The following is a 20448-nucleotide window of genomic DNA, read 5'->3' on the forward strand; positions in this document are numbered from 1 at the left end:
TGGCGTATTGCTTACCGGGCCTATACGTCCCTCCAATAATTAAGGAACAACGATGCGACAGAACGTCATTATTGCCACAGCGTTTGCCACCCTTGTCTCCACCAGCACTTTCGCTGCCGATCTGCCAGGCAAAGGCATCACTGTACAGCCAATCCAGAGCACTATCTCTGAAGAATCCTTCCAGACGCAACTGGTCGCCCGTGCGCTGGAGAAACTGGGTTATACCGTTAACAAAACAAGCGAAGTTGACTACAACGTCGGCTATACCTCCATTGCCTCTGGCGATGCAACTTTTACCGCTGTGAACTGGCAGCCGCTGCATGATGATATGTATGCCGCAGCGGGCGGAGACAAAAAGTTCTATCGCGAGGGGGTATTCGTTACGGGTGCCGCGCAAGGTTATCTGATCGATAAAAAAACCGCTGAGCAGTATAAAATCACCAACATTGCCCAGTTAAAAGATCCGAAGATCGCCAAAATCTTTGACACCAACGGCGACGGAAAAGCAGACATGATGGGCTGCTCGCCGGGCTGGGGCTGCGAAGCGGTGATCAACCACCAGAACAAAGCCTTCGATCTGGAAAAAACCGTCGAGGTCAGCCACGGTAACTATGCGGCGATGATGGCTGACACCATTACCCGCTTTAAAGAAGGCAAACCCATTCTTTACTACACCTGGACACCGTACTGGGTGAGCGACGTAATGAAACCGGGTAAAGATGTGGTCTGGTTGCAGGTGCCGTTCTCTTCCCTGCCAGGCGAGCAGAAAGACATTGATACCAAGCTGCCAAACGGCGCCAACTACGGCTTCCCGGTGAACACTATGCATATCGTCGCCAACAAAGCCTGGGCGGAGAAAAACCCGGCTGCGGCGAAACTGTTTGCCGTCATGAAGCTGCCGCTGGCGGATATCAACGCGCAGAACGCGATGATGCACGACGGGAAAGCATCTGAAGCCGACGTGCAGGGTCACGTTGACGGCTGGATCAAAGCCCACCAGCAACAGTTTGATGGCTGGGTGAAAGAAGCGCTGGCTGCGCAAAAATAACCCCCTCGTAGGTCTGATAAGCCTAGCGCCATCACACCAATGCCGGATGGTGGCGCGATGCGCCTTATCCGGCCTACACGCCCTCCTCCCAACCGCACAATCCATCACCCAACAAATCAGCAACATTTAATCACTTACGTTATGATTGTTTTCTGCAACCCATTTTTCAGTTGAAAACCATGACGAAAACCACTCAGGGACTTAGCCCTTCGCTGATCCTGTTAATGTCTATCGCCACCGGCCTCGCCGTCGCCAGTAACTATTACGCGCAGCCGCTGCTCGACACTATCGCACGTAACTTTTCGCTATCGGCCAGCACCGCTGGCTTTATCGTCACCGCGGCCCAGCTCGGCTATGCCGCCGGCCTGCTGTTTTTAGTACCACTTGGCGATATGTTTGAACGTCGGATGCTGATCGTCTCCATGACGCTGTTAGCGGCAGGCGGCATGCTTATTACCGCCAGTAGCCAGTCGCTGGGCATGCTGATCCTCGGCACCGCCCTGACCGGGTTGTTCTCGGTAGTGGCACAGATTCTGGTTCCGCTGGCGGCGACGCTTGCCACGCCGGATAAGCGCGGTAAAGTTGTCGGCACCATTATGAGCGGCCTGCTGCTGGGTATCCTGCTGGCGCGCACCGTGGCGGGATTACTGGCCAATCTTGGCGGCTGGCGCACCGTATTTTGGGTCGCATCGATATTAATGGCGCTGATGGCGATTGCGCTGTGGCGCGGTCTGCCGAAGATGAAATCAGATACTCATCTCAACTATCCGCAACTGTTAGGCTCCGTATTCAGCCTGTTTATCCATGATAAATTGCTGCGTACCCGCGCGATGCTGGGCTGCCTGACCTTTGCCAATTTCAGTATTCTCTGGACCTCTATGGCGTTTTTGCTCGCCGCGCCGCCGTTTAACTACTCCGAAGGAACGATCGGGCTGTTTGGCCTGGCAGGGGCCGCAGGGGCGTTAGGCGCGCGTCCGGCAGGTGGTTTTGCCGATAAGGGAAAATCACATCTCACCACGACCACAGGTCTGTTATTACTGCTGCTCTCCTGGTGGGCTATCTGGTTAGGGCATAGTTCCGTGCCAATGCTGATTATCGGTATCCTGGTCCTGGACCTCACCGTTCAGGGTGTACATATCACCAACCAGACGGTTATCTATCGCATTCATCCGGACGCGCGTAATCGCCTGACCGCCGGATACATGACCAGCTATTTTATTGGCGGGGCTGCTGGTTCGCTGATTTCGGCCTCCGCCTGGCAGCATGCCGGTTGGGCTGGCGTTTGTCTGGCCGGTACGACCGTTGCCCTACTCAACCTGTTGGTCTGGTGGCGAGGATATCACCGTCAGGAAGCCGTAAATTAAGCATATAGCGTATGTTTACCGCTGATTGGGCTCCGCAGGGTGTTAAGGAGCCCATCAGTCTGCTAAGGTTATAACTCATTGAACCAAGTTATATTAATTTCGGTAATGAAACCTATAACCCTATGGAAAGCCCGATATCCCAGTCTGAACCCAGTTCTGCGACGCTAACTGAAGGATTCAAAGACAGCCTGCCAATAGTCATCAGCTATATTCCGGTCGCTTTTGCATTTGGTCTCAATGCCACTCGCCTTGGCTTTACTCCGGTTGAAAGCGTGTTTTTCTCCTGCATTATCTATGCGGGAGCCAGCCAGTTTGTCATCACCACAATGCTCGCCGCAGGCAGTTCTTTGTGGGTCGCCGCGCTGACCGTCATGGCCATGGATGTACGCCATGTTTTGTACGGACCTTCCCTGCGTAGCCGAATCGCCCAGCGACTAAGTAAACCCAAAAGCGCGCTGTGGGCCTTTGGCCTCACCGATGAAGTCTTTGCCGCCGCCACGGCGAAGCTGGTACGGGATAACCGGCGCTGGAGTGAAAACTGGATGAGCGGCATTGCGCTATGCTCCTGGGCCTCCTGGGTGTTTGGCACGGTGATCGGCGCGTTTTCCGGCAGTGGTTTACTCAAGGATTACCCGGCAGTTGAAGCGGCGTTGGGCTTCATGCTCCCTGCGCTGTTCATGAGCTTCCTGCTCGCCTCTTTCCAGCGTCAACAAGCACTTTGTGTGACTGCAGCACTGGCCGGCGCGCTGGCTGGCGTCATGCTGTTTTCCATTCCTGCCGCCATCCTTGCAGGCATTGTCTGCGGATGTCTGACGGCTCTTATCCAGTCATTTTGGCAGGGAGGTCCCGATGAGCTATGAGGTCCTGCTGCTTGGCCTGTTGGTCGGCTGCGTTAACTACTGTTTTCGTTATTTGCCGCTCCGTCTTGGAGTGGGGAATGTTCGCCCGACGAAGCGCGGCGCGACGGGCATATTACTCGACACCATTGGCATTGCATCAATTTGCGCCCTGTTGGTGGTGTCTACCGCGCCAGAAGTGATGCACGATTCTCGTCGGTTCGTGCCTACGCTGGTGGGGTTTGTCATACTGGGCGCAAGCTTCTATAAGACCCGCAGCATCATCATTCCAACCTTACTGAGTGCTCTGGGCTATGGATTAGCCTGGAAAATGCTGATTGTCTTATAGATAAAAACAATCATTTTAAATAAATAATACATTTACTTTATTTGTCACTGTCGTTACTATATCGGCTGAAATTAATGAGGTTATACCCAAATGGATAGTTCGTTTACGCCCATTGAACAAATGCTAAAATTTCGCGCCAGCCGCTACGAAGAGTTCCCTTATCAGGAAGTGCTTCTGACTCGTCTATGCATGCACATGCAGGGCAAGCTGCTGGAAAACCGCAATAAGATGCTGAAAGCTCAAGGGATTAACGAGACATTGTTTATGGCGTTGATTACGCTGGAGTCTCAGGAAAACCACAGTATTCAGCCTTCTGAACTGAGTTGCGCGCTTGGCTCGTCACGCACTAACGCAACCCGCATTGCGGATGAGTTAGAAAAACGTGGCTGGATCGAACGTCGCGAAAGCGATAACGATCGCCGCTGTCTGCATCTGCAATTGACCGAGAAAGGCCACGCATTTTTGCAAGAGGTGTTACCGCCTCAGCATAACTGCCTGCATCAGCTTTGGTCATCTCTCAGCACCACCGAAAAAGATCAGCTTGAGCAAATTACCCGTAAACTTCTGACCCGTCTTGACCAGATGGAGCAGGATGGCGCGGTATTAGAAGCGTTGCGCTAACGCGCCGACTCGCTCAGAAATCCAGATTTATAAATGAAAAAACCGACAGGCCAGCACGCATACTGCTGGCCTGTCTGATAAACAGGTCGGCTCAGCCGATGTGAAAAAAAAGAAGATCGTGGAGAACAACATGAGCGTAAATGCGGAGACTCAAACCCCGCAGCAACCGGTCAAGAAGAATGGCAAACGTAAAAGTATGCTGCTCCTTCTGACCTTGCTCTTTATTATTATTGCCGTGGCATATGGGATTTATTGGTTTTTAGTACTGCGTCATGTCGAAGAGACAGACGATGCGTACGTGGCAGGGAACCAGGTTCAAATCATGGCGCAGGTATCAGGCAGCGTGACGAAAGTCTGGGCTGATAACACTGACTTTGTAAAACAAGGCGATGTGCTGGTCACCCTCGACCAGACGGACGCAAAGCAGGCATTTGAAAAAGCCAAAACTGCGCTGGCTTCCAGCGTGCGTCAGACGCACCAGTTGATGATCAATAGCAAGCAGTTACAGGCAAGCATTGAAGTGCAGAGAACCGCGCTGGCGCAGGCACAAAGCGACTTTAATCGCCGTGTCCCGCTGGGCAACGCCAACCTGATTGGCCGCGAAGAGCTGCAACATGCGCGTGATGCCGTCGCCAGCGCTCAGGCTCAGCTTGATGTCGCTATCCAACAATATAATGCCAACCAGGCGATGATTCTCGGCAGTAAGCTGGAAGACCAGCCCGCCGTGCAACAGGCGGCCACTGAAGTGCGCAATGCCTGGCTGGCGCTGGAACGAACCAGAATCGTCAGCCCAATGACTGGCTATGTTTCCCGTCGTTCCGTGCAGCCGGGAGCGCAAATTAGCCCGACCACGCCGCTGATGGCGGTTGTTCCAGCCACTAACCTGTGGGTGGATGCCAACTTCAAAGAAACACAGCTCGCGCACATGCGTATCGGTCAACCGGCGACCGTTATCAGTGATATTTACGGCGATGACGTGAAATATACCGGTAAGGTTGTCGGGCTGGATATGGGTACGGGCAGCGCCTTTTCCCTGCTGCCAGCACAAAATGCGACGGGTAACTGGATCAAAGTCGTCCAGCGTCTACCAGTGCGTATTGAACTGGATGCAAAGCAGTTGGCGCAGCATCCGCTGCGTATCGGTTTATCTACGCTGGTTACGGTAGATACCTCAAATCGTGACGGACAAATTCTGGCAAGCCAGGTTCGCACCACGCCGGTATCAGAAAGTAATGCACGGGAAATCAACCTTGCTCCGGTCAATAAGATGATCGAAGAGATCGTGCAGGCCAACGCGGGCTAATTCAAAGGTGCGTGTGATGCAACAGCAAAAACCGCTGGAAGGCGCGCAGCTCGTCATTATGACGATCGCGCTGTCCCTGGCGACATTCATGCAGGTGCTGGACTCCACCATTGCTAACGTGGCGATCCCCACTATCGCCGGGAACCTCGGCTCTTCACTGAGCCAGGGAACCTGGGTGATCACCTCATTCGGGGTGGCGAACGCTATCTCGATTCCGATCACCGGCTGGCTGGCAAAGCGTTTTGGCGAAGTAAGGCTATTCATGTGGTCAACTATCGCCTTCGTCATTGCGTCATGGGCATGCGGGATGTCCACCAGCCTGAACATGCTGATTTTCTTCCGCGTAATCCAGGGGATTGTCGCCGGGCCATTAATTCCGCTGTCACAAAGCTTGTTGCTGAATAACTATCCTCCCGCCAAACGTTCTATCGCTCTGGCGCTATGGTCGATGACGGTGATTGTTGCCCCGATATGCGGCCCTATTCTTGGGGGCTATATCAGCGACAACTATCACTGGGGCTGGATATTTTTCATCAACGTGCCAATCGGTGCTGCGGTGGTATTGATGACTCTGCAAACCCTGCGCGGTCGGGAAACCAAAACCGAGCAGCGGCGCATCGATGCCATTGGTCTGGCCCTGCTGGTCATTGGTATCGGCAGTTTGCAGATTATGCTCGACCGCGGCAAAGAGCTGGACTGGTTCGCCTCTCAGGAGATTATCATCCTGACGGTGGTCGCCGTTGTCGCCATCAGCTTCCTGATCGTCTGGGAGCTTACCGACGAGCACCCCATTGTCGACCTCTCGCTGTTTAAGTCGCGCAACTTTACCATCGGCTGTCTGTGTATCAGTCTGGCCTATATGCTCTACTTCGGCGCAATCGTCCTGCTGCCGCAGCTGTTGCAGGAGGTATACGGCTATACGGCAACCTGGGCCGGTCTGGCGTCAGCGCCGGTTGGGGTGATTCCGGTGATCTTATCGCCGATTATCGGCCGCTTCGCGCACAAGCTTGATATGCGTCGGTTAGTTACGTTCAGTTTTATTATGTACGCCGTCTGTTTCTACTGGCGTGCGTGGACGTTCGAACCGGGTATGGACTTTGGCGCATCGGCCTGGCCACAGTTTATTCAGGGTTTCGCGGTAGCCTGCTTCTTTATGCCGCTGACGACTATCACGCTGTCCGGCTTACCGCCTGAGCGTCTGGCCGCGGCATCAAGTTTGTCGAACTTTACGCGAACGCTGGCCGGCTCTATTGGCACATCAATTACGACGACGATGTGGACTAACCGTGAGTCACTTCACCATGCGCAGTTAACGGAATCCGTTAATCCCTACAATCCAAACGCGCAGGCAATGTACGATAAGCTGCAGGATTTAGGGATGACGCATCAGCAAGCGTCAGGCTGGATAGCCCAGCAGATCACCAATCAGGGGCTGATTATTTCCGCCAACGAAATCTTCTGGATGTCGGCGGGGATCTTCCTGGTCTTGCTTGGCCTGGTGTGGTTTGCCAAACCGCCCTTCGGTGCGGGCGGCGGCGGCGGTGGCGCGCACTAAATAGCTGATAAAAGGGATCTGCGGATCCCTTTTTATTGTCCCCGTAAACCACCTCCCAGGGATATGGTTGAGGGGAGGCAATAAAAAACCCCGGTTATAAGCCGAGGTTAATTTAAATACTGGAACAACTAATCAGTATGACTAAATATGCAGTTCCTGCAGTTTCTCTTTCGGCAGCGCCAGCTCTTCATTGCTGTTAACGCGTACATCATGCTCCAGAATATGACGTGCGATATCCTGTGCTTCGCTAAGAGAGTGCATCTGATACGTGCCACACTGGTAAACGTTCAGCTCCGGGATCTGGTTTTGATCCTGCACTTTCAGCACGTCCGCCATCGCCGCTTTCCACGCGTCGGCAACACGCTGCTCGTCTGGCGTACCAATCAGGCTCATGTAAAAGCCAGTGCGGCATCCCATCGGAGAGATATCGATAATCTCCACGCCGTTGCCGTTGAGATGGTTACGCATAAAACCTGCAAACAGATGTTCCAGCGTGTGGATACCTTTCTCAGGCATCACTTCTTTGTTCGGAATGCAGAAACGCAGATCAAACACGGTGATTGCGTCGCCATGCGGGGTGTTCATCGTTTTTGCAACCCGGACCGCGGGAGCTTCCATCCGGGTGTGATCGACAGTAAAACTATCTAACAACGGCATTTAGCCACCTCCGATAAATTTTTTGAAAATAATCTGAACTCTTTGTTCCGGGGCGAGTCTGAGTATATGAAAGACGCGCATTTGTTATCATCATCCCTGTTTTCAGAGATGAAATTTTGGCCACTCCCGAGTGGCCTTTTTCTTTTGTATCAAGCGTGCTTTTCCAGCCACACGCTAAACGGCTCAGTATCAGCCGCTTCGATCTCCTGCTGACGACGCTTTGAAGCCTCGGTTTCAGCAATAAATTCCGCTTCCTGCAATATTTCTAACGGCTCTTCACGCAGCAGATTTCGGTAAGCCTCACCCAGCGCTTTACCCGTGCCGCCAATGCCTTCATCAATCATAGACCGTAGGATGCGGGCAGAGAAAGTCAGTTCTGGGTTGTCAAAACAGGCAACCAGTTCATCACAGACCTTTTGATACTCCTCTCCCCCATCGATGCTGTCCAGCGTTTGTGCCACGCGTTTCAGATCACGGAACAGATCTTTCCCTACCTTAGGCAGCGGGAACTGGGCTGTTTCACAGCCAATACCTAACGTCAGCCCAGGCTTACGACCTTCAAGAATCACACGATTCCAGTTTTTACGCGTACACAGCAATTCATCGCTGCTCATTTCCGGGGCATCGGCCAGCGCACACCAGACCATAAACAGATCGAGGAAACGCACCTGCTGCTCGTCCACGCCGATCGGTGAGAACGGGTTGATATCCAGTGAACGAACTTCGATGTACTCAATACCGCCACGCAGAAGCGCGTCAGAAGGCGTTTCGCCACGACGAGTGACGCGTTTCGGGCGAATAGGCGCATACAGCTCATTTTCAATCTGCAGAACGTTGCTGTTGATTTGCAGACGCTTACCGTCCTTCTCCAGACCGATCGCCGCGTACTCCTCGGAAGGGGTTTTAATCGCGCGCTTTAATCCTGCCACATACTCATGCAAATCGTTAAACGTAATTCCGAGATTGCTTTGCGACTTATTGGTATAGCCCAAATCACTCAGACGCAGCGACGTCGCATACGGCAGGTAATACATCCCACAGTCGGTTTTTTCAAACGGCAGGGTTGTCGGTTTTCCTTGCAGGAAAGAGGAACAAATGGCCGGAGAGGCGCCAAACAGATACGGGATCACCCAACCAAAACGGTAGTAGTTGCGGATCAGACGGAAGTAACCCGCGGAGATCTTCTCTTTAGCATCTTCGCCGTCCGTTACGCCACATTTCGCCTGCCAGAAAGCCATCGGCAATGAGAAATTGTAGTGTACGCCGGAGATAGTCTGCATCAACGCGCCGTAACGGTTTTTGAGGCCTTCACGGTACAGCGTTTTCAGACGACCGGTATTCGACGTACCGTACTGCGCCAGTTCGATATCCTGGCCTTCGGCAATATAGCAAGGCATGCTCAACGGCCACATACGCTCGTCGCCCAGATTCCTGGCGGTATACCGATGCAGGTCGCGCATGAACGTGAGCATTTTCTCAATGTCGTCGCCTGGAGGCGTAATAAACTCCAGCAGCGCTTCGGCAAAGTCAGTGGTTATCCATTTATGCGTTAGCGCTGAGCCTAACACCTCAGGATGGCCTGTCGTTGCTAATGACCCATCTGCATTAACGCGCAGCGTTTCGCGCTCCAGCCCACGTTGAATCCCCTTTAACGCCTGAGGATGGTTTTCCAGCCAGGCCAGCGCCTGTGATACGTCCGGGATCAAATTGACCTCCCGCCTGTCAAAATCGTTTTAATTAGCATAATGGTATTGGTTACCCTGAAGGCTATCTCACAACACAATTAGTGCCACCACATAATGCCTTGCGTCGTAACCGCTGCGACAACTACATAGCGCAGCGCCTTGCCAAGGCATAAGAAAAAAAGTACTGGCCCCCACGAGATGCGCATCCATCCAGCTAACAGGCACAGTAAATCACCCACAACCGGCATCCAGCTTAATAATAGTGTGACAGCGCCATAGCGCCGCAGCCAGCCAGTGGCTTTTTCTTGCCAGCGCGATGTTTTACGCAATGGAAAGAAACGCCCAAGGATAACGTTAGTTAACCCTCCAAGGCTATTACCCATTGTTGCTGTTAAGACTAAGACCCAGGGATGACTTACCCCAGAGACCAGCAAAGCAACTAAAACAACTTCAGAATTGCCGGGTAATAGCGTAGCGCTGAGAAAACTGCTGGCAAACAGTGACAGGAGCGATAGTCCATCACTCACAATAACCGGACATCCACAGCATCCATTCCTGCGGCTTGCGCCGCCTGCAGTCCAAAATCGGCATCTTCAAATACGACACAGCGCGCCGGAGCAACACCCATACGTTCGGCACAGAGCAAAAACGTATCAGGAGCAGGTTTATGGTGTTGTACGTGATCGGCTGCGACTACAGCATCAAAATAGCGACGCAGCCCAAGGTGTGCGAGCAGAGCTTCCGCAATCGCGCTTTCACTCCCCGTACCTACCGACATAGGACGACGACCATGCCAGGCTTTCACGACGTCAACCAATGGCAAAGGCTGGACGCTATCCAGCAGCATGCTTCTCACCTTGTCGGTTTTTTCACGCGCCAATGCATGAGGGTCAAGATCGGCATGATTCAATTCAATTACCGACTGGGCAATACGCCACGTTGGGGAGCCATTGAGGGCGACCATGGCTTGTTCATTAAAACGTAATCCATAATGCCCCAATACCTCATGCCACGCCTTACGGTGCGTTGGCTCGGTATCCAGGATGGTGCCATCCATATCAAAAATCAAACCCGCATAACGTTCGTACATCGTCTTCTCACAAGCCGAATGACCAGACGTTATTTTATCGTAATTGATTGATTTTGTCGCTGACAGCGAATTAAGGGGTGTTCCGGGAGTATGTGGAAATGATTCAAAGGAGAGAAGATGGTGCATCCGGGAGGATTACTCGGCTGCGCCTCGCCCTGGGGCCGTTGCTGAAGCAACGTTATCCTCCCTGGTGCTCGCGATTATCTCGCAGACCATGAAACAACAGTGTTGCTGTTATCTCGGAGAAGATGGTGCATCCGGGAGGATTCGAACCTCCGACCGCTCGGTTCGTAGCCGAGTACTCTATCCAGCTGAGCTACGGATGCATCGAGAAACTTGCTTTACTGCCGATATTGATATCGTAATGAGCGATATCAAGTAAGAGATGGTGCATCCGGGAGGATTACTCGGCTGCGCCTCGCCCTGCGGGCCGTTGCTGAAGCAACGTTATCCTCCTTGGTGCTCGCGATTATCTCGCAGACCATGAAACAACAGTTTTACTGTTATCTCGGAGAAGATGGTGCATCCGGGAGGATTCGAACCTCCGACCGCTCGGTTCGTAGCCGAGTACTCTATCCAGCTGAGCTACGGATGCATCGGGAAACTTGCTTTACTGCCGATATTGATATCGTAATGAGCGATATCAAGTAAGAGATGGTGCATCCGGGAGGATTACTCGGCTGCGCCTCGCCCTGTGGGCCGTTGCTGAAGCAACGTTATCCTCCCTGGTGCTCGCGATTATCTCGCAGACCATGAAACAACAGTTTTGCTGTTATCTCGGAGAAGATGGTGCATCCGGGAGGATTCGAACCTCCGACCGCTCGGTTCGTAGCCGAGTACTCTATCCAGCTGAGCTACGGATGCATCAGGGAAACTTACTTACTGCAGATTTGATATCGCTGCTAAAGTGATATCGATTTTCTGTAACAACGCTAATGCGCTATTGCAGAGAAGATGGTGCATCCGGGAGGATTCGAACCTCCGACCGCTCGGTTCGTAGCCGAGTACTCTATCCAGCTGAGCTACGGATGCAAATGGCGGTGAGGCGGGGATTCGAACCCCGGATGCAGCTTTTGACCGCATACTCCCTTAGCAGGGGAGCGCCTTCAGCCTCTCGGCCACCTCACCAACACGCCTCTTGCGAGTGCTTCGAAGAACTTGTTTCTGCTCATCGTCGCTGCGTGGCGCACATATTACTTTCTGGGACTTATAAGTCAAACAATTTTTCCAGCGCTTTTATCGTTTGCACATTTCACGCGCAATTAGTCTGCAAAAACGGCAAAAAGAGTGTTTTATCAACAGATAAATTGGCAATTTCCTGAAGCAATGAACAAACGGAAAAATCGCAGGGAAAGGCAATGCGCGGATGAGAATCGAAAAAATGAGGAAAACGAAGAAGAAAAGAGAAGAAAAGGGATAATTCAATCAGGTTGCGCCTCACCAGAAAGGTGAGACGCGAAAACCTTAGTAACTGGACTGCTGGGATTTTTCAGCCTGGATACGCTGGTAGATCTCTTCACGATGGACAGAAACTTCTTTCGGGGCGTTTACGCCAATGCGCACCTGGTTGCCCTTCACCCCTAAAACTGTCACGGTGACCTCATCGCCTATCATGAGGGTCTCACCAACTCGACGAGTCAGAATCAGCATTCTTTGCTCCTTGAAAGATTAAAAGAGTCGGGTCTCTCTGTATCCCGGCATTATCCATCATATAACGCCAAAAAGTAAGCGATGACAAACACCTAAGTGTAAGCAGTCACGGCATCACATTCTGTTAAACCTAAGTTTAGCCGATATACACAACTTCAACCTGACTTTATCGTTGTCGATAGCGTTGATACAAACGCTGCGGATTGAAGTCCGCAGCGTCGACTTACGCTTATAATTATTACAGTTTTGCGCTGACCCAGCCTTTCACACTGGCTAACGCTGCTGGCAGAGCCGCAGCATCCGTACCACCGGCTTGCGCCATGTCCGGACGACCACCACCCTTACCGCCTACCTGCTGAGCGACCATTCCAACCAGTTCCCCTGCTTTCACGCGATCTGTCACGTCCTTAGACACACCCGCAATCAGAGAAACCTTACCTTCCACTACCGTTGCCAGAACGATAACGGTAGACCCCAGTTGATTTTTCAGATCATCAACCATGGTACGCAACATTTTCGGCTCAACGTCCGCGAGTTCGCTGACCAGCAGCTTCACGCCATTAATATCAACCGCTTTGCTGGAGAGATTTGCACTCTCCTGCGCCGCAGCCTGTTCCTTCAATTGCTGCAATTCTTTTTCGAGTTGACGCGTACGCTCCAGCACGGAACGAACTTTGTCACCAATATTCTGGCTATCGCCTTTCAGCAGCTGCGCAATATCGCTTAAGCGATCGCTCTCAGCATGCACGGTTTGGATAGCGCCTTCACCGGTCACAGCTTCAATACGACGAACGCCCGCCGCAGTGCCTGACTCAGACACAATACGGAACAGACCAATATCCCCCGTACGGCTGGCATGAGTACCACCACACAGTTCGGTAGAGAAATCACCCATGCTCAGAACACGCACGTGGTCGTCATATTTCTCGCCAAACAGCGCCATTGCGCCTTTGGCTTTCGCCGCTTCGAGATCCATGATGTTCGTTTCAATCGGCAGATTGCGACGAATTTGCGCATTCACCAGATCTTCAACGGCACGGATTTCAGCAGGCTTCATAGCTTCAGTATGAGAGAAGTCGAAGCGCAGCACTTTATCGTTAACCAACGAGCCTTTCTGTGCCACATGCGTGCCCAGTACCTGGCGCAGCGCCGCGTGCATCAGGTGCGTTGCGGAGTGGTTCAAGCGAATGCGCGCACGACGAGCTTCATCAACATCAGCCTGTACTGCATCGCCAATTTTCAGAGAACCCGCAGACAGCTTACCAATGTGACCAATCGCCTGGCCATATTTCTGCGTGTCGCTCACGGCAAACGCGAAGCCTGCGCCTTTCAGTTCACCCTTGTCGCCAACCTGACCACCAGATTCCGCATAGAACGGAGTCTGATCCAGTACGACAACTGCGTCCTGACCTGCGTTAATCGCGTCTACCGCTTTACCATCAACAAACAGCGCGGTCACTTTGCCATTCAGTTCCAGGTGTTCGTAGCCTTTAAATTCAGAGGCGCCATCAACACGAATCATCGCATTGTAGTCTGCGCCAAAGCCGCTGGCTTCACGCGCGCGACGGCGCTGTTCTTCCATTGCGGCTTCAAAGCCCGCCTCGTCAACCTTAATGTTGCGCTCGCGGCAAACGTCCGCCGTCAGGTCAACCGGGAAACCGTAAGTGTCATACAGACGGAATGCGGTTTCGCCATCCAGTGTATCACCGGACAGTTTTGCCAGTTCTTCATCCAGCAGCGCCAGACCACGCTCCAGTGTACGCGCAAACTGCTCTTCTTCGGTTTTCAGAACCTGCTCAACCATAGCCTGCTGACGCTTCAGTTCTTCACCTGCGGAGCCCATGACGTCCACCAGCGGACCAACCAGCTTGTAGAAGAAGGTATCCTTCGCGCCCAGCATGTTGCCATGACGTACCGCGCGACGAATGATACGACGCAGCACATAACCACGGTTTTCATTCGACGGGACAACGCCATCGGCAATCAGGAATGCACAGGAGCGGATATGGTCAGCGATAACGCGCAGCGACTTGTTGCTCAGATCGGTCGCGCCGGTGACTTTCGCCACGGACTCAATCAGTGAACGGAACAGGTCGATTTCATAATTGGAGTTAACGTGTTGCAGCACGGCCGCAATACGCTCAAGGCCCATACCAGTATCCACGGACGGCTTCGGCAGCGGTTCCATGGTGCCGTCAGCCTGACGGTTGAACTGCATGAAGACGATGTTCCAGATCTCAATGTAGCGATCGCCATCTTCTTCTGCGCTTCCCGGAGGGCCACCCCAAATGTGGTCGCCGTGGTCGTAGAAAATTTCGGTGCACGGACCGCAAGGGCCGGTATCACCCATCTGCCAGAAGTTGTCGGAAGCATAAGCCGCGCCTTTGTTATCACCGATACGGATGATACGTTCGCGCGGAATGCCGACTTCTTTTTCCCAGATTTCATAGGCTTCATCGTCAGTTTCATAGACGGTGACCCACAGACGCTCTTTTGGCAGGGCAAACCAGTTTTCACCGGTCAGCAGTTCCCATGCGTATTGAATAGCATCATGTTTGAAATAATCGCCGAAGCTGAAGTTGCCCAGCATTTCGAAGAAAGTATGGTGACGTGCAGTGTAACCGACGTTTTCCAGGTCGTTGTGCTTACCGCCCGCACGCACGCAACGCTGCGAGGTGGTTGCGCGGGAATAATTACGCTTGTCGAGGCCAAGGAACACATCCTTGAACTGGTTCATCCCGGCGTTGGTAAACAACAAAGTAGGGTCATTGTTCGGTACCAGGGAGCTGCTGGCAACTACCTGATGTCCTTTACTATGGAAAAAATCGAGAAACGCCTGACGGATCTCAGCGGTGCTCTTGCTCATAATTATCCTGAAGAAATCAAGCTAACGAAATGTCATTACCAGCATCGGCACGTAAACTGCGCCTCTGGCAATCGAAAAGTGGGAATAAGATAAGTTTTCTTTACTGGGAAGTAAAATCCCGTATGCGCTCAATCGTCAAAATTTCGCCATATTGCCTGAATATCTTCCATCAGATAGCCACGGTAGAGCAAAAAGCGCTGGACCTTTACCTTATCTGAAAAATCTACAGGTAAAGGTTCTCCGTATTTACGAATGGCTTGCGCGCGCGCAAGCCCTGCCCAGTCAATTTCGCACTCGCGCATGGCTCGTTCAACGGCTTCACGCGAAATCCCTTTTTGGTTTAATTCCTGACGCACGCGCGCGGGTCCATAACCTTTACGGCTACGGCTGGAGATAAACTGCTGAACGAAGCGGTCATCATCCAGATAACGACTTTCAATACACCAGGCGATAACCTTGTCGTAATCCTCCGGCGTTGCATCAATGTCTTCCGGTCCATTTTTTCCCATCACCGGAGCGGCCAGCTTACGCCGCAGTTCCTGCTCGCTGTGATCACGCATCGCCAGTATACGTACAGCGCGGTCAAGAAGTCGGGAATAAGCGGAGCGGCGGGAAGTTGCTTCTGTCATAGTGAGCCTTCAGAAATGGAAAAGGGCTGCATGGTATGCAGCCCTTCTATGTGCGATAACGTCAGATTATCAGAAATCTTCGTTCGTTTCTTTTACATCTTCACCGCTGTCATCAACAGAGAAGTCTGGTTTTGAATCCGGGTTATTGAGCAGTAACTCGCGTACTTTCTTCTCAATTTCCTTCGCCGTTGCCGGGTTTTCCTTCAGCCAGTTAGTGGCATTCGCTTTACCCTGACCAATTTTCTCACCGTTGTAGCTGTACCATGCGCCGGCTTTTTCAATCAGCTTCTCTTTCACGCCCAAATCAACCAGTTCGCCGTAGAAGTTGATACCTTCACCGTAAAGAATCTGGAATTCAGCCTGTTTGAACGGTGCGGCAATTTTGTTTTTCACGACCTTAACACGGGTTTCGCTACCAACCACGTTGTCGCCTTCTTTCACCGCGCCAATACGACGGATATCCAGGCGAACAGAAGCATAGAATTTCAGGGCGTTACCACCGGTAGTGGTTTCCGGGTTACCGAACATAACGCCAATCTTCATACGGATCTGGTTAATGAAAATCAGTAGCGTGTTGGACTGCTTCAGGTTACCGGCCAGCTTACGCATGGCCTGGCTCATCATACGTGCCGCAAGGCCCATGTGAGAGTCACCAATCTCGCCTTCGATTTCGGCCTTCGGCGTCAATGCGGCAACGGAGTCGACAACGATAACGTCAACCGCACCGGAGCGCGCCAGCGCATCACAGATTTCCAGCGCTTGTTCACCGGTATCCGGCTGAGAGCACAGCAGGTTGTCGATATCAACGCCAAGCTTGCGCGCATAGACGGGATCCAGTGCGTGTTCCGCATCGATGAACGCACAGGTTTTACCTTCGCGCTGTGCGGCAGCAATAACCTGCAGGGTCAGCGTCGTTTTACCGGAAGATTCAGGCCCGTAGATTTCAACGATACGGCCCATTGGCAAACCGCCCGCGCCCAATGCGATATCCAGAGAAAGCGAACCGGTGGAGATGGTTTCCACATCCATGGAACGGTCTTCACCCAGGCGCATGATGGAGCCTTTACCGAATTGCTTTTCGATCTGACCCAGCGCTGCCGCCAACGCTTTCTGTTTGTTTTCGTCGATAGCCATTAATTACTCCTGTCATGCCGCTTTCGGGTTAAACCGCGAAACGTGATAGATAATGTTCTGTTGGGGCAATTATACTGTATGCTCATACAGTATCAAGTATTTTGTAGAAATTGTTGCCACAGGGTTTGTAACGCGTAGGCGGTCGCCTGTCGACGTACCGCATCGCGATCGCCGCTGAAGCATTCCCGGCGAGTAATCCCCTCGCCGCTCGCGCTGGCAAAAGCGAACCATACCGTCCCCACGGGCTTTTCTTCACTGCCGCCATCTGGCCCCGCAATACCGCTAATCGAAACAGCGAAATGCGCGCGGGCCGCTTTTAGCGCGCCAATCGCCATCTCCACCACCACAGGTTCGCTCACCGCCCCATGCTGGACCAGCGTCTCTTCGCGCACGCCAATCATCTGCGCTTTGGCTTCATTGCTGTAGGTCACAAACCCGCGCTCAAACCAGGCGGAGCTGCCGGCAATATCCGTAATTGCTTTGGCTACCCAGCCGCCGGTGCAGGATTCCGCCGTCGTCACGGTTGCCCCGCGCGCTTTCAACGCCAGGCCAACCTGCTCGCTTAACTGCATCAGTTCACTGTCGGTCATTTCAGCCTCTGTCAGTTAAAAAAATATGCCGGACAAGATAGCACTTTCATAACCAAGATGGGGATGAGGAGACAATTTTACGAGGGGCATTCAGAAAATAGATAAACCGCATTCAAAAGAGTACCGGATAACGCACCAGGATAGCGTATTCGGTCTACAAGGAATTGCCCCTGTAGACCGATAACAAATGATTACTGCACGCGCGCCAGCGCGACCGCCTGACCCAATTGCCACACGGCCATTGCATAGTGGGTACTGTGGTTATAGCGGGTGATGGTGTAGAAGTTTGGCAGTCCATACCAATACTGATAACCGGTACCGATATCCAGTCGCAGCAGGCTGGCCTGCTGATGATTACCCAGAGACTGCTGCGGCGTCAGGCCTGCGGCGGCAAGCTGAGAAATGCTGTACTGGGTTTTAAAGCCGTTCGCCAGCCCAGGCGCCTGGCCATTCGCCGGAACCGCGACCGTATCGCCTTTCACCCAGCCGTGGCCTTTGAAATAGTTCGCCACGCTACCGATAGCATCAACCGGATCCCACAGGTTAATGTGACCATCGCCATTGAAATCAACGGCATATTGTTTATAGGAAGATGGCATAAATTGGCCGTAGCCCATCGCCCCTGCGAAAGAACCTTTCAAATCGAGCGGATCGTCGCTTTCATCTCGCGCCATCAGCAGAAAGGTTTCCAGTTCACCAGAGAAATATTCCGCACGACGAGGATAGTTAAACGACAACGTCGCCAGCGCATCCAGAATCCGCGTTTTACCCATCACACGGCCCCAGCGAGTCTCTACGCCAATAATGCCAACGATAATTTCCGGCGGTACGCCGTAGACCTGCCATGCACGGTTCAGCGCATCTTCATATTGGTTCCAGAAGGCCACACCGTTTTGTACGTTATCCGGAGTGATGAACTGTTTACGATACCGCAGCCATGCACCGTTAGGTCCGGCTGGCGGTTGAGTCGTCGGCGCCTGGCGGTCCATCAAACGCAATACCGAGTCCAGACGCTTGGCCTGCGACAGGATCTCCTGCAACTGCTGGCGGTCAAAGCCGTGCTTGTTCACCATTTTCTCGATGAACTGCTGCGCGTTCGGATTATTGGCAAAATCGCCGCCCGTTTGCATGACATTGTGCTGTGGCTCAAGCAGGAAGCCGCCGGATGGCGTACCCGTAGTCGTTTGAGTCTCTGAAGGTTTAGGTTTGCTGCTACAAGCAGCAAGCAATACGAAAAGGGGAAGTAACGCTACATAACGACGCTTGAACATGAGACATCCATTAAACAAATTCAGCCTGGGAGAAGTATGGTAAAGCATCCTCCGCCACACAAGGAAGCAGTAGTCGCTCTCCTTCACAGAATTTCCCCCCTCTTACACTCCTGACCGGCACATTTGCGCGTTCTCACGCACAACCTTTCAAATCAAAATATTTATCTTTCATTTTGCGATCAAAATAACACTTTTAAATCTTTCGATCTGATTAAAATTAGTTACCGTTTGGCAAGATAACTAAAACCCCTACAGGAGAGAATAATGATCGACACCATCACACTCGGTGCTGAGTGGTTTATCGGATTGTTCCAGAAAGGCGGAGAGGTGTTTACCGGCATGGTGACCGGTATTCTGCCTCTGCTGATCAGTCTGCTGGTCATCATGAATGCGCTGATTAACTTTATCGGTCAGCAACGTATTGAACGTTTTGCCCAGCGCTGCGCCGGAAACCCGCTGTCCCGCTATCTACTGCTGCCGTGCATCGGCACATTTGTGTTTTGTAATCCTATGACACTGAGCCTGGGCCGCTTTATGCCGGAAAAGTTCAAGCCCAGCTACTACGCAGCCGCCTCTTACAGCTGCCATTCAATGAACGGCTTATTTCCCCACATCAACCCCGGTGAGCTGTTCGTCTATCTGGGGATCGCCAGCGGACTGACCACGCTGGGTCTTCCGCTCGGCCCGCTGGCGGTGAGCTATTTGCTGGTCGGCCTGGTGACCAACTTCTTCCGCGGCTGGGTGACCGATTTCACCACCACCATCTTTGAGAAAAAAATGGGCATTCAACTTGAGCAGAAAGTACATCTGGCGGGAGCAGCATCATGACGCGTATTCGTATTGAAAAAGGCACCGGCGGCTGGGGCGGCCCGCTTGAACTGGATGCCGTGCCAGGCAAGAAAATTGTCTATATCACCGCCGGGACTCGCCCCGCAATAGTCGACAGGATAGCCAGCCTGACAGGTTGGCAGGCCGTTGATGGCTTCAAAGAAGGCGAGCCGCCAGAGAACGAAATTGGCGTGGCGATCATCGACTGCGGCGGCACGCTGCGCTGCGGGATCTATCCAAAACGCCGTATACCAACAGTGAATATTCACGCGACGGGTAAATCAGGTCCGCTGGCCCAATATATTATCGAAGATATCTATGTCTCTGGCGTGAAAGAAGAAAACATTACCGTCGTCGGTGAAGCATCCGCTGCGCCAACGCCAGCAAACAGCACGATGGGTCGCGAGTACGACACCAGCAAGAAAATTACCGAACAAAGCGACGGTCTGCTGGCAAAAGTCGGCATGGGAATGGGTTCAGCCGTTGCGGTTCTGTTTCAGGCTGGGCGAGACACTATCGATACCGTCCTGAAAACCATTCTGCCGTTTATGGCGTTCGTCTCGGCGCTGATCGGCATCATTATGGCGTCTGGCCTGGGGGACTGGATTGCCCATGGACTCGCACCGCTGGCCAGCCATCCGCTGGGGCTGGTAACCCTGGCGCTGATCTGCTCTTTCCCGCTGCTGTCCCCTTTCCTCGGCCCTGGTGCGGTCATCGCCCAGGTTATCGGCGTCCTGATCGGCGTACAGATTGGTTTGGGGAACATTCCTCCGCATCTGGCGCTACCTGCCTTGTTCGCCATTAACGCTCAGGCGGCATGCGACTTTATTCCAGTCGGATTGTCGCTAGCCGAAGCGCGCCAGGACACGGTCCGCGTCGGTGTGCCATCCGTACTGGTGAGTCGTTTTCTGACCGGCGCACCGACCGTTCTCATCGCCTGGTTTGTTTCCGGCTTTATTTACCAATAAGAGG

At 52.8% G+C, this 20448-nt stretch carries 19 protein-coding genes and 5 tRNA genes; 9 read left to right on the forward strand and 15 right to left on the reverse strand.

Annotated features, from left to right (window positions below; genetic code table 11):
* Positions 1-52 precede the first annotated feature (52 nt).
* The 7 genes from proX to emrB all read left to right on the forward strand — a co-directional run bounded on the left by proX (position 53) and on the right by emrB (position 7076).
* Positions 53-1048, forward strand: a complete 996-nt coding sequence (gene proX, locus GPJ68_RS19195) for a glycine betaine/L-proline ABC transporter substrate-binding protein ProX (RefSeq protein WP_016154154.1) — start codon at positions 53-55, stop codon at positions 1046-1048.
* A gap of 179 nt (positions 1049-1227) precedes the next feature.
* Entirely contained in the window at positions 1228-2412 is a 1185-nt protein-coding gene (locus GPJ68_RS19200; RefSeq protein ID WP_047358817.1) for an MFS transporter, read from the forward strand.
* Positions 2413-2534: 122 nt separating this feature from the next.
* Positions 2535-3272 (forward strand): AzlC family ABC transporter permease, encoded by a 738-nt coding sequence (locus tag GPJ68_RS19205; RefSeq protein WP_049270944.1) that lies wholly within the window; start codon positions 2535-2537, stop codon positions 3270-3272.
* Positions 3262-3597, forward strand: a complete 336-nt coding sequence (ygaH, locus tag GPJ68_RS19210; RefSeq protein ID WP_016154157.1) for an L-valine transporter subunit YgaH — start codon at positions 3262-3264, stop codon at positions 3595-3597. Before GPJ68_RS19205 ends, ygaH begins: the two co-directional genes overlap by 11 nt.
* Before the next feature lie 90 nt (positions 3598-3687).
* Complete coding sequence (gene emrR / locus GPJ68_RS19215; protein WP_003037300.1) at positions 3688-4218, forward strand: multidrug efflux transporter EmrAB transcriptional repressor EmrR; 531 nt, start codon at positions 3688-3690, stop codon at positions 4216-4218.
* Positions 4219-4348: 130 nt separating this feature from the next.
* A complete protein-coding gene (gene emrA, locus GPJ68_RS19220) occupies positions 4349-5521 on the forward strand; it encodes a multidrug efflux MFS transporter periplasmic adaptor subunit EmrA (protein ID WP_049270942.1) in 1173 nt (390 codons plus the stop codon).
* A 16-nt stretch (positions 5522-5537) separates the two neighbouring features.
* A complete protein-coding gene (gene emrB / locus GPJ68_RS19225; RefSeq protein ID WP_016154159.1) occupies positions 5538-7076 on the forward strand; it encodes a multidrug efflux MFS transporter permease subunit EmrB in 1539 nt (512 codons plus the stop codon).
* A 141-nt stretch (positions 7077-7217) separates the two neighbouring features.
* On the opposite strand, the gene luxS is transcribed toward emrB, so the two are convergent.
* The 15 genes from luxS to mltB form a co-directional block, all read right to left on the reverse strand.
* Entirely contained in the window at positions 7218-7733 is a 516-nt protein-coding gene (luxS, locus tag GPJ68_RS19230; protein WP_016154160.1) for an S-ribosylhomocysteine lyase, read from the reverse strand.
* Between the two features lie 149 nt (positions 7734-7882).
* A complete protein-coding gene (gshA, locus tag GPJ68_RS19235) occupies positions 7883-9439 on the reverse strand; it encodes a glutamate--cysteine ligase (protein ID WP_016154161.1) in 1557 nt (518 codons plus the stop codon).
* A gap of 77 nt (positions 9440-9516) precedes the next feature.
* Positions 9517-9945: a YqaA family protein gene (locus GPJ68_RS19240; RefSeq protein ID WP_003825961.1), complete on the reverse strand. Its 429-nt coding sequence runs from the start codon at positions 9943-9945 to the stop codon at positions 9517-9519.
* Complete coding sequence (yqaB, locus tag GPJ68_RS19245; protein ID WP_104651278.1) at positions 9942-10508, reverse strand: fructose-1-phosphate/6-phosphogluconate phosphatase; 567 nt, start codon at positions 10506-10508, stop codon at positions 9942-9944. Before yqaB ends, GPJ68_RS19240 begins: the two co-directional genes overlap by 4 nt.
* 249 nt (positions 10509-10757) lie before the next feature.
* Positions 10758-10834 (reverse strand) — tRNA-Arg (locus tag GPJ68_RS19250).
* Between the two features lie 192 nt (positions 10835-11026).
* Positions 11027-11103, reverse strand: a tRNA-Arg gene (locus tag GPJ68_RS19255).
* Between the two features lie 192 nt (positions 11104-11295).
* A tRNA-Arg gene (locus tag GPJ68_RS19260) sits at positions 11296-11372 on the reverse strand.
* Between the two features lie 91 nt (positions 11373-11463).
* A tRNA-Arg gene (locus tag GPJ68_RS19265) sits at positions 11464-11540 on the reverse strand.
* A 3-nt stretch (positions 11541-11543) separates the two neighbouring features.
* Positions 11544-11636: transfer RNA gene (locus tag GPJ68_RS19270), tRNA-Ser, on the reverse strand.
* 336 nt (positions 11637-11972) lie between these two features.
* Positions 11973-12158, reverse strand: a complete 186-nt coding sequence (gene csrA / locus GPJ68_RS19275; RefSeq protein ID WP_000906486.1) for a carbon storage regulator CsrA — start codon at positions 12156-12158, stop codon at positions 11973-11975.
* A gap of 238 nt (positions 12159-12396) precedes the next feature.
* Positions 12397-15024, reverse strand: coding sequence for an alanine--tRNA ligase (gene alaS / locus GPJ68_RS19280; RefSeq protein WP_016157306.1), 2628 nt, complete (start codon positions 15022-15024; stop codon positions 12397-12399).
* Between the two features lie 128 nt (positions 15025-15152).
* Positions 15153-15653, reverse strand: coding sequence for a recombination regulator RecX (gene recX / locus GPJ68_RS19285; RefSeq protein WP_016157307.1), 501 nt, complete (start codon positions 15651-15653; stop codon positions 15153-15155).
* Positions 15654-15722: 69 nt separating this feature from the next.
* Positions 15723-16787, reverse strand: coding sequence for a recombinase RecA (recA, locus tag GPJ68_RS19290; protein ID WP_016154166.1), 1065 nt, complete (start codon positions 16785-16787; stop codon positions 15723-15725).
* Between the two features lie 92 nt (positions 16788-16879).
* Positions 16880-17377: a nicotinamide-nucleotide amidase gene (pncC, locus tag GPJ68_RS19295; protein WP_016154167.1), complete on the reverse strand. Its 498-nt coding sequence runs from the start codon at positions 17375-17377 to the stop codon at positions 16880-16882.
* 191 nt (positions 17378-17568) lie between these two features.
* Complete coding sequence (gene mltB, locus GPJ68_RS19300; protein WP_032947148.1) at positions 17569-18648, reverse strand: lytic murein transglycosylase B; 1080 nt, start codon at positions 18646-18648, stop codon at positions 17569-17571.
* A 264-nt stretch (positions 18649-18912) separates the two neighbouring features.
* Between mltB and srlA the strand changes: the two genes are divergently transcribed.
* Complete coding sequence (gene srlA, locus GPJ68_RS19305) at positions 18913-19476, forward strand: PTS glucitol/sorbitol transporter subunit IIC (RefSeq protein ID WP_016154169.1); 564 nt, start codon at positions 18913-18915, stop codon at positions 19474-19476.
* Entirely contained in the window at positions 19473-20444 is a 972-nt protein-coding gene (locus GPJ68_RS19310; protein ID WP_016157309.1) for a PTS glucitol/sorbitol transporter subunit IIB, read from the forward strand. Before srlA ends, GPJ68_RS19310 begins: the two co-directional genes overlap by 4 nt.
* Positions 20445-20448 lie beyond the last annotated feature (4 nt).

It is taken from the genome of Citrobacter sp. 172116965 (genome assembly GCF_013458095.1).
GTDB lineage: Bacteria > Pseudomonadota > Gammaproteobacteria > Enterobacterales > Enterobacteriaceae > Citrobacter > Citrobacter braakii.

Coding starts and splice junctions, on each gene's coding strand:
- emrA (WP_049270942.1), top strand. CDS start 4,349: ATGAGCGTAAATGCGGAGACTCAAACCCCGCAGCAACCGGTCAAGAAG.
- emrB (WP_016154159.1), top strand. CDS start 5,538: ATGCAACAGCAAAAACCGCTGGAAGGCGCGCAGCTCGTCATTATGACG.
- proX (WP_016154154.1), top strand. CDS start 53: ATGCGACAGAACGTCATTATTGCCACAGCGTTTGCCACCCTTGTCTCC.
- recA (WP_016154166.1), bottom strand. CDS start 16,787: ATGGCTATCGACGAAAACAAACAGAAAGCGTTGGCGGCAGCGCTGGGT.
- yqaB (WP_104651278.1), bottom strand. CDS start 10,508: ATGTACGAACGTTATGCGGGTTTGATTTTTGATATGGATGGCACCATC.
- alaS (WP_016157306.1), bottom strand. CDS start 15,024: ATGAGCAAGAGCACCGCTGAGATCCGTCAGGCGTTTCTCGATTTTTTC.
- pncC (WP_016154167.1), bottom strand. CDS start 17,377: ATGACCGACAGTGAACTGATGCAGTTAAGCGAGCAGGTTGGCCTGGCG.
- csrA (WP_000906486.1), bottom strand. CDS start 12,158: ATGCTGATTCTGACTCGTCGAGTTGGTGAGACCCTCATGATAGGCGAT.
- luxS (WP_016154160.1), bottom strand. CDS start 7,733: ATGCCGTTGTTAGATAGTTTTACTGTCGATCACACCCGGATGGAAGCT.
- ygaH (WP_016154157.1), top strand. CDS start 3,262: ATGAGCTATGAGGTCCTGCTGCTTGGCCTGTTGGTCGGCTGCGTTAAC.
- mltB (WP_032947148.1), bottom strand. CDS start 18,648: ATGTTCAAGCGTCGTTATGTAGCGTTACTTCCCCTTTTCGTATTGCTT.
- GPJ68_RS19205 (WP_049270944.1), top strand. CDS start 2,535: ATGGAAAGCCCGATATCCCAGTCTGAACCCAGTTCTGCGACGCTAACT.
- recX (WP_016157307.1), bottom strand. CDS start 15,653: ATGACAGAAGCAACTTCCCGCCGCTCCGCTTATTCCCGACTTCTTGAC.
- GPJ68_RS19200 (WP_047358817.1), top strand. CDS start 1,228: ATGACGAAAACCACTCAGGGACTTAGCCCTTCGCTGATCCTGTTAATG.
- emrR (WP_003037300.1), top strand. CDS start 3,688: ATGGATAGTTCGTTTACGCCCATTGAACAAATGCTAAAATTTCGCGCC.
- GPJ68_RS19310 (WP_016157309.1), top strand. CDS start 19,473: ATGACGCGTATTCGTATTGAAAAAGGCACCGGCGGCTGGGGCGGCCCG.
- srlA (WP_016154169.1), top strand. CDS start 18,913: ATGATCGACACCATCACACTCGGTGCTGAGTGGTTTATCGGATTGTTC.